The organism is Pantoea sp. E2023-21 (assembly GCF_051302795.1).
Classification (GTDB): Bacteria; Pseudomonadota; Gammaproteobacteria; order Enterobacterales; family Enterobacteriaceae; genus Pantoea; species Pantoea ludwigii_A.
In genome coordinates this window covers 3,420,374-3,434,442 of record NZ_CP195344.1, presented here as the reverse complement: position 1 = coordinate 3,434,442, position 14,069 = coordinate 3,420,374, and the positions used below count along the sequence as shown (strand labels likewise).

At 55.1% G+C, this 14,069-nt stretch carries 12 protein-coding genes and 4 tRNA genes; 1 reads left to right on the top strand and 15 read right to left on the bottom strand.

Annotated elements, in window-relative coordinates:
- The first annotated feature begins 1 nt into the window (after position 1).
- Positions 2–1,198, top strand: coding sequence for a protoheme IX biogenesis protein HemY (gene hemY / locus ACRQ84_RS16125; protein WP_483816578.1), 1,197 nt, complete (start codon positions 2–4; stop codon positions 1,196–1,198).
- 585 nt (positions 1,199–1,783) lie between these two features.
- Here hemY and ACRQ84_RS16120 read toward each other — a convergent pair.
- The 15 genes from ACRQ84_RS16120 to wzzE all read right to left on the bottom strand — a co-directional run bounded on the left by ACRQ84_RS16120 (position 1,784) and on the right by wzzE (position 14,054).
- Positions 1,784–1,860 (bottom strand) — tRNA-Pro (locus ACRQ84_RS16120).
- Between the two features lie 36 nt (positions 1,861–1,896).
- Positions 1,897–1,983: transfer RNA gene (locus ACRQ84_RS16115), tRNA-Leu, on the bottom strand.
- Positions 1,984–1,999: 16 nt separating this feature from the next.
- Positions 2,000–2,075 (bottom strand) — tRNA-His (locus ACRQ84_RS16110).
- Between the two features lie 92 nt (positions 2,076–2,167).
- Positions 2,168–2,244 (bottom strand) — tRNA-Arg (locus ACRQ84_RS16105).
- Positions 2,245–2,403: 159 nt separating this feature from the next.
- Positions 2,404–3,138, bottom strand: a complete 735-nt coding sequence (wecG, locus tag ACRQ84_RS16100; RefSeq protein ID WP_064738166.1) for a lipopolysaccharide N-acetylmannosaminouronosyltransferase — start codon at positions 3,136–3,138, stop codon at positions 2,404–2,406.
- 29 nt (positions 3,139–3,167) lie between these two features.
- Complete coding sequence (wzyE, locus tag ACRQ84_RS16095) at positions 3,168–4,511, bottom strand: ECA oligosaccharide polymerase (protein ID WP_483816577.1); 1,344 nt, start codon at positions 4,509–4,511, stop codon at positions 3,168–3,170.
- Positions 4,508–5,578 (bottom strand): TDP-N-acetylfucosamine:lipid II N-acetylfucosaminyltransferase, encoded by a 1,071-nt coding sequence (locus ACRQ84_RS16090; RefSeq protein ID WP_483816576.1) that lies wholly within the window; start codon positions 5,576–5,578, stop codon positions 4,508–4,510. Before ACRQ84_RS16090 ends, wzyE begins: the two co-directional genes overlap by 4 nt.
- Entirely contained in the window at positions 5,575–6,828 is a 1,254-nt protein-coding gene (gene wzxE / locus ACRQ84_RS16085) for a lipid III flippase WzxE (RefSeq protein WP_483816575.1), read from the bottom strand. Before wzxE ends, ACRQ84_RS16090 begins: the two co-directional genes overlap by 4 nt.
- Positions 6,828–7,958 carry a dTDP-4-amino-4,6-dideoxygalactose transaminase gene (gene rffA / locus ACRQ84_RS16080; RefSeq protein ID WP_483816574.1) on the bottom strand — a complete coding sequence of 377 codons (1,131 nt, stop codon included), beginning with the start codon at positions 7,956–7,958 and terminating at the stop codon, positions 6,828–6,830. The genes wzxE and rffA overlap by 1 nt, the downstream gene beginning before the upstream one ends.
- Entirely contained in the window at positions 7,955–8,653 is a 699-nt protein-coding gene (rffC, locus tag ACRQ84_RS16075; RefSeq protein ID WP_064738171.1) for a dTDP-4-amino-4,6-dideoxy-D-galactose acyltransferase, read from the bottom strand. The genes rffA and rffC overlap by 4 nt, the downstream gene beginning before the upstream one ends.
- Positions 8,631–9,512 carry a glucose-1-phosphate thymidylyltransferase RfbA gene (gene rfbA, locus ACRQ84_RS16070; protein ID WP_483816573.1) on the bottom strand — a complete coding sequence of 294 codons (882 nt, stop codon included), beginning with the start codon at positions 9,510–9,512 and terminating at the stop codon, positions 8,631–8,633. The genes rffC and rfbA overlap by 23 nt, the downstream gene beginning before the upstream one ends.
- 22 nt (positions 9,513–9,534) lie before the next feature.
- Positions 9,535–10,611: a dTDP-glucose 4,6-dehydratase gene (rfbB, locus tag ACRQ84_RS16065; protein ID WP_064738173.1), complete on the bottom strand. Its 1,077-nt coding sequence runs from the start codon at positions 10,609–10,611 to the stop codon at positions 9,535–9,537.
- The gene (gene wecC / locus ACRQ84_RS16060) at positions 10,608–11,867 is read right to left on the bottom strand and encodes a UDP-N-acetyl-D-mannosamine dehydrogenase (RefSeq protein WP_483816572.1); all 1,260 of its coding nucleotides are present in this window, start codon (positions 11,865–11,867) and stop codon (positions 10,608–10,610) included. The genes rfbB and wecC overlap by 4 nt, the downstream gene beginning before the upstream one ends.
- 2 nt (positions 11,868–11,869) lie before the next feature.
- On the bottom strand, positions 11,870–12,994 hold the full coding sequence (gene wecB, locus ACRQ84_RS16055) for a non-hydrolyzing UDP-N-acetylglucosamine 2-epimerase (RefSeq protein ID WP_064738175.1): 1,125 nt from the start codon (positions 12,992–12,994) through the stop codon (positions 11,870–11,872).
- A gap of 10 nt (positions 12,995–13,004) precedes the next feature.
- Entirely contained in the window at positions 13,005–14,054 is a 1,050-nt protein-coding gene (gene wzzE, locus ACRQ84_RS16050; protein ID WP_064738176.1) for an ECA polysaccharide chain length modulation protein, read from the bottom strand.
- Positions 14,055–14,069 lie beyond the last annotated feature (15 nt).

The window sequence follows — 14,069 nt, the reverse complement described above, 5'->3', positions numbered from 1 at the left end:
CATGCTGAAAGTATTGGTGCTTTTCCTGCTGCTGATTGCGGGCATTGTGGTTGGACCGATGGTGGCAGGTCATCAAGGTTATGTGCTGATCCAAACCGACAACTGGAACATTGAAACCAGCGTTACTGGCCTGGCGATCATTTTGATTCTCAGTTTGCTGGTGATTCTGTTGGTGGAATGGATTCTGCGTCGCTTATTCCGCACCGGCGCACGCACGCGCGGTTGGTTCACGGGCCGCAAGCGTCGTAGCGCGCAGCGCCATACGCAAAGCGCGCTGATGAAGCTGGCGGAAGGCGATTTCAAACAGGCAGAAAAACTGCTGTCGAAAAATGCCGATCACGCCGATCAGCCGGTGGCAAACTACTTGCTGGCTGCCGAAGCAGCGCAGCAACGCGGTGACGAAATCCGTGCTAATCAGCATCTGGAGCGTGCTGCTGAGCTGTCGGTTAACGACACCATTCCGGTTGAAATCACTCGTGTACGTCTGCAACTGGCACGTAACGAAGATCATGCTGCACGTCACGGCGTTGATCGCCTGCTGGAAGTCGCGCCGCGCCATCCGGAAGTGTTGCGTCTGGCAGAACAAGCCTACATTCGTACTGGCGCGTGGGGCGCACTGCTCGATATCTTGCCTTCAATGCAAAAAGTGCAAATTAACGATGAAGTACAACGCGAAGCCCTGCAACAGCAAGCCTGGCTGGGCCTGATGAATCAGGCGATGGCTGACCAGGGCAGTGACGGTTTGAAAAAATGGTGGCAGAGTCAGAGCCGCAAAACGCGTCAGGAAACCGCGCTGCAAGTGGCGATGGCGGAACATCTGATTGAGTGTGACGACCCGGATACAGCGCAGAGTATCGTGTTGGACGGGCTGAAACGTCAGTATGACGATCGTCTGGTGCTATTGATGCCGCGTATTAAGAGTGGCGATCCGCAATCTCTGGAGAAAGCGCTGCGTCAGCAAATTAAACAGCACGGCGCCACGCCGCTGTTGCATAGCACGCTTGGACAGATGCTGATGCGTCATGGTGAATGGCAGCAGGCAGCAGAAGCGTTCCAGCAAGCGCTGGCTCAGCGTCCTGATGCGTTTGATTATGCCTGGTTGGCCGATGTCTACGACCGCCTGCATCGTCCGGAAGACGCCGCCAAAATGCGTCGCGAAGGCCTGTTACTTACGCTGAAGACTAATCCCAGCGCCTGATTTTACGATTGTTACTTTTGTGCACGCCGGGCTCGTCCCGGCTTTTTTTTGCCTGTCATAACCTGCAGACAAAAAAACACCTGCCATAAGCAGGTGTAAGATCAGGTCGTTAAGACAACTGATGGCATCCGACTCAACGTAATGTCCTTCTTACTGCAGTAAAGCGTGCGCAAATACTGCCAGCTGGACAACGGATGCCGTAAGGGGCTCTGCATCATTCCCAGGTTTATGTAGCATCAGCAAACATAAGAGGTGGAATGAGCATCTACAGATAGATTATTGCACAAGCCGTGCCAAAACTGCAGATCGCGCAATAATTTATTTTATATCAACAAGATATAATATCCCCCGCGATCCGAGTGTTAGCCACTGTCGGTAAATCGCGACGAATGCCTGAGAAGCTGTCTCCACAGAGCGACAAGCTATGCAAGGAATGGTCATTCCTATATTAATCAGTGAGTTATATGTATCTGAATAGCGACAACCTGCAGAATTAAGCGCAAAGGAGATATGAGGGAGAACTAACAATGCGAAGGTGGGGTACAAACGAAAAAAGCCTGCTTTTTCAAGCAGGCTTTTCGAATATGGTCGGCGAGAGAGGATTCGAACCTCCGACCCACTGGTCCCAAACCAGTTGCGCTACCAAGCTGCGCTACTCGCCGATTTTTTACTTCTTAACGCTACTGCGTAATTTTGCCTGGTGCGAAGGGAGGGACTTGAACCCTCACGTCCGTAAGAACACTAACACCTGAAGCTAGCGCGTCTACCAATTCCGCCACCATCGCGTGACCGAGCAAAATCTGGGGTGGCTAATGGGACTCGAACCCACGACAACTGGAATCACAATCCAGGGCTCTACCAACTGAGCTATAGCCACCATAATTCTGGTGCGTAAGCGTGTCACGCTTACTTAAATTCACTGCATAACGCGGTTAAACCAACCACCGAAGCTCTTGCGCACAAATTAAATGGCGCGCCCGACAGGATTCGAACCTGAGACCTCTGCCTCCGGAGGGCAGCGCTCTATCCAGCTGAGCTACGGGCGCGTAGCGCCGTTGCGGATGGGCATACTACGGGCTTGACCTCATACTGTCCAGCCCTTTTTTATAAAAAAAACGCGTTTGATTACGCTTTGTGCATTCTATCGATAATGACTGCAGTTTGAGGCGCTTACCCGATCCTTTTTGCTGGAAAAACCAGCAATTTCACAGATCGCCTCGCCAGTGATAGCGTAGATATTTGAGCAACTTTAATTGGCGACGCAAACGCGAAGGCTGACGGATTAAACGATACAGCCATTCCAGCCCGGATTTTTGCCACCAAATCGGCGCGCGCTTAACGTGCCCGGTAAAAACATCATACGTGCCGCCCACGCCCATATAGAGCGCATGTGGCCAATGGGCGCGACAATCACGCATCAGCAGCTCCTGACGTGGCGAGCCCTGCGCCACCGTAACAATCTGCGCACCGCTGGCCGCAATGCGCGCAAACAGCGCATCGCGATCCTCAGGCGCAAAGTAACCATTCTGGCTGCCAACAATATTCACACTCCACTGACGACGCAGTTTTTCGCAAGTTTCATCCAGCACAGCCTGACGTCCACCAATCAGAAACACCGGAATGCCGTTGCGCCCAGCACACTCCATCAACGCTTCCCAAAGATCCGCACCGGCGATGCGATTAACCTGCAGTTGGGGATACTTCTTACGCAATGAGCGAACAATACTGATGCCATCCGGATATTTGAACTCCGCCTCAGCAATGAGCGCGCGTACCTGCGCGTCTTCTTCCAGCGTCAGCATTTTCTCGGCATTCATTGCCACCAGCGTGCCGCAGCGCGGCTTGCCCTCCGGCAGCAAAAAACGCAAAAAACTCGCCATATCGTTGAAGGCGTGAAGATCGACTCCGCGCAGGCTATAGCGCGGCTTCTCGGTTTGCATGGTATGAATTTTCCCGTTGTGCCCAGACGTCAAGAAGGGCTATGTAAAGCCGGCTCGCTGCGCGGGCGAATCAGCCCCGCGCGCGCCAACAGCCAGTAAAGCAATTTAGCCACCCACATGCAGGCAGCAAAAATCAGACAAAAGAACACCACGCGCGAGCCAAAAGCATCCAGCCCTTCACGCGCCAGCACGATCATATTAAACACCGCGCCGAAACAGAAACTCTGCAAAATCGCCCCGCTGTAACGGTTGCTGGTATCGCGGCCGTACAGATAAAGGTTATCGAAGCCTTTCATCAACAGGCCCACGGCAACCCCACCGATGGGGATAAACCACACGCCGCCCATCACCAGCAGCGAGCCGAGCAGCGTGGGAGAAATGGCTAGGCCGGAATGGTTATTTAACACTTCCCAGGTAAAGTAGTTGGCGCTGTTGAGAATGGCTGATGGACGTCCCGGCCACATCCAACTGGGGATGAACACGTAGAAGTCTCGCCAAATCGGTGCCAGGCCCTGAAAATCGATCTTGTCGTAGTTTTGCAGTAACAGCGCCAGATTTTCCCACGGCGAGAAGGTATCGCGCGTTAGATAAAGGAAGGTGTAAAACGCCTCATCGCCGACCACGTCGAGGTTATAGCGGCGCAGCGCCAGCCAGAACATGCCACCAATTGCCATCACACCGGCGCCGACCAGCATCCACAGCGTGATCCAGCCGCGCGTAATGCCAATAAACAGGAACAACGCGAAAGCGATAATGATATTGGCGCGCGTACCGCCCACCAGCGCATAGGTCAGCAAGCCAAACGCCACCGACACCAGCAAAAACCACAACCATTGACGCTGGGTTGGCTTGAGGAAGTAGCGAATCAGCATCGCCGGAATAAAGAAATAGAAGAAGCGTTTAAGCGCCACGCCGGACACTTCACTGGAAAAAATCTGGTTGTACGCCGATAGACGGAACAGCAGCAGGCCGTTGTGCATAAAAAACACCGTCACGGTGCCAATCGCCACCAGCGCCAGCAGCAGACAGGTCAGATGGGTTTCAACCCGGTTCATTTGCAGCCAGGGTTTACGCGGAGCCGAATTGGCCGGCCGCAGTCGCACCTTGTAGCTAACGTAATAAATGGCATAAAAGCTGGTAGCCGCCAACAGCGCCTGCAGCAAATATTCGGGCGGTACCACCGCCACATTAAAGCGGAACACCAGCACGCTGGTCAGAGGGAAACCGAAATAGAAGGTCAGTAAAAAGAGAATGGTGAAAAACAGGTGGAAGTTGAAGCGCACCCGTTTAAATTCTCGCCAGGTTAGGGTCAGAATGAAACCCAGCGAAAACAGATAAACCACCAGCAGACCACTAAACTGCATCAGGCTCATGTTCTCTCCCTTTCACTCAGGGTTAGCGCGTCGCGCCAGCCTGCCAAAAAGCCTGGGGCAAAAAAGGCAATCGATGAATGATCACATTGCACTAATTGCCGCTGTGCTTCAGCAACGCTGGCAGCATCTAGCGCATCTTCACTAAACAACACCGGCAAGCCTTGCTCACTGAGATCGCGCCAGAATGGATTTTTGCGGTTGAGCACAAATGGAATGTCGGCCTGAATCAGCAGGCAAAGGGTGCCAATGCCTTGCTGCCGTTCGAACATAAAATAGCCGAGCTGGCAGTGGCTGAGCAATGTCAGATAGGCATCAAAGTCAATCTTGTCACGCAGCAACGTCACCTGGCCTGCTGGGAATAGCCGCTGTGCGGCGGCAGCAATCTCATCGATGTAAACGTTATTGTTCTGCGGATAACCTAGCGGCACGACGATTTTCACCTGTTCGCCAAACTGGGCGCGAATCGCCTCTAAACCGGCAATATGACGATTACTGCGATCGCCAGAGTTACCAAGCAGGATAGTGAAATCGGCGCTTTTCACCGGCGCGGGCACCGCCACATCTGGCATGCGCGTCGGAAAATAGAGCAGTGAAGCCGGTACGCGCGGATGGCGTTGTTGGAAATGGTGTAAATCACCGCGAGTTGCAAATACGTGCGCCACGCGTCCCTGCGCCAGCCGGCGCAGCAGATAAAACAGCTGATACTTGAGGCCGCGCCCTTCTTCATAGAGATCAGCGCCCCACACATGCCAGAACGCCTGCTGACGACGCAGTTTGCCACTCAGTAAAGCTAACCAAATCTGGGGGTTAAACTGGCCGTGAAAGAAGAAACGCTGCGATCGATTGGCGGCACGCGCAATCACCGCCTGCGCCAGCGCACGCTTGCTGGCAAAGGTTTCAATCTGCAATGAGGAATACGCTTGCAGCGTTTCCGGCGCGCGGGAAACCACCATAAATTGACGTGGCGCATCGCCAGGCATGTCGGCGCTCATCACGTCATTAAAAAAGCGCAGCACCGTATGATTGTGATGCGGGATATCCGATCCCAACACGTGAAAAGTCGTCATTTTTTCCGGTAATAAATCATGAAGACGCCACAACAAAGGGCGAAATAGAGAACGTAGGTTGCCATGTAAGCCTGCGCGGCGCCGGCTGTCCCGTGTAGCGGAATCAACCAATGGGAAAAACCGGTTAACAGCGCAAACTGGCTGATTTCAGTCAGAATATAGAAGCGCAGTGATGCTTTGGCGATCACCAGATATCCGAAAACATAGGCGCCGACTTTAAACACATCACCGCACAACTGCCAGACGAAGAGATCACGCATCGCGCTAAACTGCGGTGAAAACAGTAGCCAGATAGCGACATCGCGCAGCAACCATACACAGAAACTGGCCGCTGCGACGATAGGTAACACAAAGCGCAGCGCACGACGAATCTCCCGGGCGATGTGCGCCTTCTGCTCCAGCCGCGCCAGCGTGGGCAGCAGCCACACGCTGAAAGTTGCCGTGATAAATTGCAAATACGCATCGGAAATGCTGGTCACGCCCTGCCATAAACCGACCTGTGCCCAACCTTGTTGCTCAGCCAGCAGATTTCGCATCATCACCCACGCTACCGGCAAGGTGAACGAGGTAATCAGCGCCATCAGCGTATATTTCGCCAGATTGCGTGCCAGGTCGGGATGCCATATTGGCGTGAGCCAACTCAACGGCAGCCGATCGCGATGGCGGCGCAGCATCAGCAATGCCGGAAACGCCAGCAGCGCCGGCACCAGCGCCAAACCCACTAACGCACCGGCATAACCGCCCAGCCACCAACACACTACATAGCCGAGCACGCCAATCAAACTGCCGGCAATCAGCGCCAGCGCATTGCCGCGTGCATCGCGAAACCCTTTCAGCAATGCCAGCGTCAGGTTGGCCCAGGCAATACCAAGCTGCAGAAAGGCAACAATACGCACCACGTTAGCGTATGCCGCATGACCAAACAGCGCCTTGCTGATGGGCGTTGCCGCCAGCAAAAATACCAATGCCAACAGCGTTGAAAAGCCCAGCACCATCGCCGATGCCGTGCCGGTTACCGCACGTAACTGTTGCGGCTGTTGCTGATGCTGGGCAACTAAGGTGGTGACGCCGTTAAATATGCCCGCGCCCGCCAATACGCCGAGTACAGTAATTAACTGGCGGAAGTTACCCGCTTGCCCAATCCCTTCCGGCCCAAAGCTCACCGCCAATAATTTCACCACCAGCAAACCGGCAACGATTTTTACCAACGTAGAAGAAGCGGTCCAGACTGACGCTTTTGCTAATGACATCAGGCAAAGAAACTCAGCAGCGAACTGATCACCGTGCGCTGGTTGTTATCCGACAAATTGAAGAACAGCGGCAGGCGCAGCAGACGCTCACTTTCACGCGTGGTAAACACATCATCACCGTGTAAGCGCCCAAAGCGTTCACCCGCTGGCGAGGAATGCAGCGGAATGTAGTGGAACACCGTGAGGATCTCCGCCTCTTTCATCCAGTTGATCAGCGCCTGACGATCGTTGCTGTCGCGCAGTTTGATGTAGAACATATGCGCATTGTGGCGACAATTTTTTGGCACCACTGGCAGTTCAATACGACCGGCAGCAGCCAGCGGCTGCAGCGCATCGTAATAGCGCTGCCACAAACGCAGACGTTGCTGATTAATCTGCTCTGCCGCTTCCAGCTGCGCCCATAAAAAGGCCGCTTGCAGATCCGCCATCAAATAGCTGGAGCCAATATCGCGCCAGGTATATTTATCAACCTGACCACGGAAAAACTGACTGCGGTTAGTGCCCTTTTCACGAATGATTTCGGCCCGCTCCACCAGTTTCGCATCATTAATCAGCGTTGCGCCGCCTTCGCCGCCGGCGGTGTAATTTTTGGTTTCGTGGAAGCTAAAGCAGCCAATATGACCCATGGTGCCGAGCGCACGCCCTTTGTACTGGGACATCACGCCTTGCGCGGCATCTTCGATCACATACAGCTGATGCTTCGCCGCCAGCGCCATGATGCTGTCCATTTCACAGGCCACGCCCGCGTAATGCACCGGTACGATGGCGCGGGTTTTTGCTGTGATCGCCGCTTCAATCAGCGTTTCATCGATATTCAGCGTATCGGGACGCACATCGACAAACACAATGGTCGCGCCGCGCAGCACAAAAGCGTTGGCGGTAGAGACAAAGGTATAGCTCGGCATGATCACTTCATCGCCAGGCTGCAAATCAATCAGTAACGCGGCCATCTCCAATGATGCGGTGCATGATGGCGTTAGCAGCACTTTTTTGCTGCCGAAATGCTGCTCCATCCACTGCTGGCAGCGACGGGTAAAACCGCCATCGCCGCACAGCTTGCCGCTGGCCATCGCCGACTGCATATACTCAACTTCACTGCCGACAATCGGCGGCGCATTAAATGGGATCATGGGGCTTTCCTGTAGAACCAGTAAGCGGTGCTTTCCAGCCGCGCACCGCTGCGTAAATAGAGGCGCATCGCCGTGAGATTGCTGAGCTGAGTGGCCACGCGCAGATGTGCGAGCTGACGCACGCGGCCCCAGTCAGCGGCAGCGAGCAGTAAACGCTGGCCAACGCCACAACCTTGCGCGGTGGGCAACACCGCCAGCAGACCAATACGCATATCACCGTCCACTTCGCGCATCGAGACGAAACCTTGCAGCGCACCCTGCTCATCGCAGGCCACCAGACATTGATTATCGAAGGTGCCGCGCACCGCATTTTCAATCCACTGTGCGTAAAAACGTCCGCTGTCTGCCGCATCAAACCACGGCGCCCGGAAGCGACTTTGGCTAAACGCCTGGGCAGCAGCATCACGTAATGCCGGGATTTGGGCTTCCCGCGCGATACGTACGCCGGGTTGCCGCGCGGTATCTTTGATGCTGAGGGTGAGATCGGCTTCGCCTTCGACCAGCTGAAAACCGTGCTGGCTCAGCGCATCGATCACATCAACCCGCTCGGCAGGCACTTTGGTTTGCCACAATGAATAAGGGTGTTTCAGCGCTTCAGCCAGCGGCAGATCGCCATCCAGCATTAAGCGAGCGCTGTGCTGACCAAAGAAGTCATTTTCCCACGTGAGGGGATCAATATTGACGCGGACGGGCATTGTGGACATCCAGCAGATACTGGCCGTAGCCGGTTTTGGTTAGCGCCTGTGCTGCGGCTAACAGCTGAGCATCGCTCAGCCAGCCGTTGCGCCACGCAATCTCTTCAAGACAGGCAATTTTAAAGCCCTGACGTTTTTCCACCGTTTGCACAAACATACTCGCCTCAATCAGGCTGTCATGCGTGCCGGTATCCAGCCAGGCAAACCCGCGCCCCAGCAACTCAACCGAAAGCTCGCCCTGATCGAGATACATCTGGTTGATGGCGGTGATTTCCAGCTCACCTCGCTCGGAAGGTTTAACCTGTTTGGCAAACTCGACCACGCGATTGTCGTAAAAATAGAGCCCTGTCACCGCCCAGCGCGATTTCGGCTGCTGCGGCTTTTCCTCAATTGAAAGCGCGTTGAAGTCATCATCAAACTCCACCACGCCAAAACGTTCCGGATCCATTACCTGATAGGCAAATACGGTTGCACCGCTACTGCGTGCCGCCACTTTCTTCAATTTGGGGCTGAAGCCCTGACCGAAATAAAGATTGTCGCCCAGTACCAGACAACAGTGATCATCACCGATAAAGGATTCACCAATCATAAACGCCTGCGCCAATCCATCCGGACTGGGCTGCTCGGCATAGGCCAGCTGCACCCCAAATTCGCTGCCATCGCCCAACAGGCGTTCGAAGTGGGCACGATCTTCCGGCGTAGTGATGATCAGAATTTCACGAATCCCTGCCAGCATTAGCACCGATAACGGATAGTAAATCATCGGCTTGTCATACACCGGCAACAGCTGTTTCGAGATGGCGCGGGTAATCGGATGCAAACGCGTGCCCGAACCTCCGGCTAAAATGATGCCTTTCATCGCTGCTCCTTCTGCATGGGTTTCAGCGCGGCGTGGCTAAGCCTAAGCGCTCGCCACGATAACTGCCGTTAAGAATCGACTGCCACCATTGCGGGTTCGCCAGATACCACTGCACCGTTTTGCGGATACCGCTCTCAAAGGTTTCCTGTGGTGTCCAGCCCAGCTCGCGGGCGATTTTACTGGCGTCGATGGCGTAGCGCTGGTCGTGGCCGGGACGGTCGGTGACAAAGGTAATCAAGTCACGATAGCGAGCCAGATGCGGCGCACGCTGCTGCGGCGCCAGTTCATCCAGCAGATCGCATAATGTCTCTACAACGTCAAGATTACGTCGTTCGTTATGGCCGCCAATGTTGTAGGTTTCACCCACTGTACCGCTGCTCACCACGCTGTAGAGCGCACGTGCGTGATCCTCCACATACAGCCAGTCGCGAATCTGGCTGCCGTTGCCATACACCGGCAGCGGTTTGCCCGCCAGCGCATTGATGATGGTGAGCGGGATCAGCTTCTCCGGGAAATGATATGGACCGTAATTATTGGAGCAGTTGGTGATGATCACCGGCAAACCATAGGTGCGGAGCCAGGCGCGCACCAGATGATCGCTGCTGGCTTTGGTCGCTGAATACGGGCTGCTCGGCGCATACGGCGTGTTTTCAGTAAAGTAATCGTCGCTACCGTGCAGATCACCAAACACTTCATCGGTGGAGATATGATGCAGAATGAACGCTTTTTTGCGCTCATCAGCCATGCCATTCCAGTAATGGCGCGCCGCTTCCAGCAGTTGATAGGTGCCAACAATATTGGTTTCGATGAAGGCAATAGGACCATCAATCGAACGATCAACATGGCTTTCCGCCGCCAGATGCATAATGCAATCTGGCTGATATTGCGTCATTACGCGGTCCAACTCAGCGCGATGGCAAATATCCACCTGCTCAAAGGCGAAACGCGCATTCTGTTGCACCGGTGCCAGCGAGGCCAAATTACCGGCATAGCTCAGCTTATCGACCACCACCACGCGATGATCGGTATTTTCAAGCAGAAAACGCACCAGCGCCGAACCGATAAATCCAGCGCCCCCGGTGACCAGAAACTGTTTCATCGCCAGACGCCTTTGGTATCGACAATCCACGGTTGGGCAATTTGGGCCGCATCAATTGCGCGGAACTGGGCGTGATCGACCAACATCACAAGAATATCGGCCTGTTGCAGCGCCTTTTCGGTGGCAACCAGCGTGGCCTCATGGGCCAGACGCGGCGGGATATCAGCCACATGCGGTTCAACCACCCAGGTTTCGCCGCTGTGCCACTCGGCAATTCGGTGGGCAACGCTCATCGCCGGGCTTTCGCGCAGATCATCGATATTCGGTTTAAATGCCAGACCAAAGCAGGCAATGGTGACGTCACTGGCGCGTTTGCCGCTGGCGGTAAGGCATTCTGCTAACGCCTGTTTTACCTGATCCAGTACCCAGCCGGGTTTAGCGTCATTCACCTCACGCGCAGTGCGAATCAGTCGCGCCTGCTCGGGGTTTTGCGCCACGATAAACCACGGATCCACGGCGATACAGTGCCCGCCAACGCCAGGCCCAGGCTGCAGGATATTGACGCGTGGATGGCGATTTGCCAGCGCTATCAGCTCCCACACATTAATGCCCTGCGCCGCGCAAATCAGCGACAGCTCATTCGCAAAGGCAATATTCACATCGCGGAAGCTGTTTTCCGTGAGTTTGCACATCTCGGCAGTGCGCGCATTGGTTTCCACGCACTCGCCGCGCAGGAAAATACGGTATAGCTCGCTGGCGCGTGCAGAGCAGGCTGGCGTCATACCGCCAATCACACGATCGTTTTCCAGCAGTTCGACCATCACTTTGCCGGGCAATACGCGCTCTGGACAGTAAGCGATAAACACATCGCACGCATCACCGTGCTGCGGAAAACGCAGATCGGGACGCGCTGCCGCCAGCCATTCCGCCATTTGCTCGGTGGCACCCACTGGCGAGGTCGATTCGAGGATCACCAGGTCGCCCGCTTTTAACACTGGCGCAATCGACAGCGCTGCGGCCTGCACATAGCTGAGATCCGGCTGATGATCGCCGATAAATGGCGTTGGCACGGCAATCAGAAAAGCATCGGCGGCTTCGGCTTGCGTAGTCGCGCGCAGATGACCGGCACGCACCGCTTCGCGCACCACATCACCTAACTCGGGTTCAACGATGTGGATATCGCCGCGATTAATGGTTTCGACGGCGCGGACATTAATATCCACACCAACAACTTTTTTTCCCCGTGAGGCAAAAACGGCTGCCGTTGGCAGCCCAATGTAGCCCAGTCCGATGACGGAAATGGTTTCAAAACGCATGGTTATACTCTGTGTTGTTTTAGGGCCTGCAAGATGCGCGCGCAAGCATGGCCGTCGCCATAGGGATTGTGCGCGCGGCTCATTGCCTGCCAGGCGTCATCGTCCTGCAACAGCAGGCTGACTTCAGCGACAATTTTACTGATATCGGTGCCGACCAGTTTCACCGTACCGGCGTCGACCGCTTCTGGTCGCTCGGTGGTATCACGCATCACCAGCACAGGCTTGCCCAGCGATGGCGCCTCTTCCTGAATGCCGCCGGAATCGGTAAGAATCAGCCATGAGCGATTCATCAGCCAGACAAACGGCAGATACTCCTGCGGTTCAATCAGGATGATGTTTTCGATACCGCTAAGAATGCGATTAACCGGCTCGCTGACGTTGGGGTTGAGGTGCACAGGATAGACAATTTGCACCTGCGGATGCTGGCGCGCAATCTGCGCCAGCGCACTGCAAATGCGTTCGAAGCCGTCGCCAAAGCTTTCGCGGCGATGACCCGTGACCAGAATCAGCTTTTTATCAGCATCGAGGAAGGGATAGCGCGCCGCGAGACGTGCATTGAGATCGGCATCATCCAGCACGCGATCACGCACCCACAGCAGTGCATCAATCACCGTGTTGCCAGTAACAAAAATGCGCGCATCCGGCAGGTTCTCACGCAGCAAATTCTGCCGCGAATTTTGCGTGGGCGTGAAGTGATAGCTGGCCAGATGGCCGGTGAGCGTGCGATTAGCCTCTTCAGGCCACGGCGACATCAGGTTGCCGGTGCGCAGACCCGCTTCCACGTGCCCGACCGGAATCTGGTGATAAAACGCCGCCAGGCTAGCCGCCAAAGTGGTTGTGGTATCGCCGTGCACCAACACGACATCCGGCTGGAAGTCGGCCAGTACGGTTTTCATGCCCTGCAGAATGCGGCTGGTGATCTCCGTCAGCCCTTGTTCCGGGCGCATGATATTCAGATCATAATCAGGCTGCAGTTGGAATAAACGCAGCACCTGATCAAGCATTTCACGATGTTGTGCGGTGACGCATAAGCGCGACTCGAACGCAGCATCCTGCGCCAGCGCCTGCACCAGCGGAGCCATTTTGATCGCTTCAGGACGCGTGCCAAATACGGTCAGAACTTTCACGTGGCTTCTCTTAATGGCTCGTTGCTAACGTTGAACGCGGACGACGCACCAGCGCCACTCCCGCACCGACCAGCGCGCCAATCACGCCCCACATGATCATCATAAACAGGCGGCGTGGACTATCGCGCGACACCGGCTCTTCCGGAGTGCGCAAGTAGCGGTAAGTCTGGAATTGTTTATCCAGACGCGGCCCGGCCTGCAGCGTACTCAGCATCGCTCTGTTTTGATCATAGCTTAAATCATAAGCAGGTCCGCTGGCTTGTAAGGTGTCGAGCTGCGCCTGCAGCATTTGCTGTCCCAGCAGGAAACGATCGCTGTCTGGCAGCGCCTCGCCGGTTGCTGGTGCGCGGTTCTCTTTGATGCCCTGCTCACTCGCCACTTTCAATGCCTGTTCAATGCGCTGGCGTTGACGTTCAAACACCGCCTGAGCCACTTCCTGCTGACGATTGACCTGTGATTGCAGCTGCACACTACGCGCCTGCCAGGCCCCGTTGAGTTCCGCATTGAGGTGACGCGCCGCTCGCTCGCTGGCGTAAGCAATATATTGACGCAGCAAATTGTTAGCATCGCCAGCGGTTTCAGCAACCAGCTTGATGTTATCCATGATGTTGCGTGCCGGATCGGCTGCCGTGAACTGGATGTTGGTGATCAAATCGTCCAGCAGCGCCGCATCGTTGTGTGCGTTGCCGCTTTTGCGACTTTTGAAGTATTCAGTCTGCTGCCAGAAATCACGACGTGTATCCCAGGATGCCAACTGCATGGTGAACTCCTGATAGACCTCATCCATCACGGTGGGCTTCGGCGAGCTGAGATTGAGCGTGTTAGTGCGTACATCCAGGTTATTGAGGAATTGTTGCTGCACAAAGAAATCACTCAACATATTGACGGTTGGACGATCGGTAACCGCCGTCGTGCTCCACGCTTGCTTCATCAGCATCGACGCCAGCCAGGCAATCAACGCAAACAGCAGCGCCAGCCCGACAATCCAGCGTTTACCACGCCAGAGCGTGCAGCCAAGGCCACGCATATCCAGCTCGTTCTCCACATCGACAGAGGTCATAACAAAATCCTTATC

Bases quoted from the DNA above. Each gene is read 5' to 3' on its own strand.
- hemY (WP_483816578.1), top strand. From the start codon at position 2: ATGCTGAAAGTATTGGTGCTTTTCCTGCTGCTGATTGCGGGCATTGTG.
- wecG (WP_064738166.1), bottom strand. From the start codon at position 3,138: ATGCAAACCGAGAAGCCGCGCTATAGCCTGCGCGGAGTCGATCTTCAC.
- wzyE (WP_483816577.1), bottom strand. From the start codon at position 4,511: ATGAGCCTGATGCAGTTTAGTGGTCTGCTGGTGGTTTATCTGTTTTCG.
- ACRQ84_RS16090 (WP_483816576.1), bottom strand. From the start codon at position 5,578: ATGACGACTTTTCACGTGTTGGGATCGGATATCCCGCATCACAATCAT.
- wzxE (WP_483816575.1), bottom strand. From the start codon at position 6,828: ATGTCATTAGCAAAAGCGTCAGTCTGGACCGCTTCTTCTACGTTGGTA.
- rffA (WP_483816574.1), bottom strand. From the start codon at position 7,958: ATGATCCCATTTAATGCGCCGCCGATTGTCGGCAGTGAAGTTGAGTAT.
- rffC (WP_064738171.1), bottom strand. From the start codon at position 8,653: ATGCCCGTCCGCGTCAATATTGATCCCCTCACGTGGGAAAATGACTTC.
- rfbA (WP_483816573.1), bottom strand. From the start codon at position 9,512: ATGAAAGGCATCATTTTAGCCGGAGGTTCGGGCACGCGTTTGCATCCG.
- rfbB (WP_064738173.1), bottom strand. From the start codon at position 10,611: ATGAAACAGTTTCTGGTCACCGGGGGCGCTGGATTTATCGGTTCGGCG.
- wecC (WP_483816572.1), bottom strand. From the start codon at position 11,867: ATGCGTTTTGAAACCATTTCCGTCATCGGACTGGGCTACATTGGGCTG.
- wzzE (WP_064738176.1), bottom strand. From the start codon at position 14,054: ATGACCTCTGTCGATGTGGAGAACGAGCTGGATATGCGTGGCCTTGGC.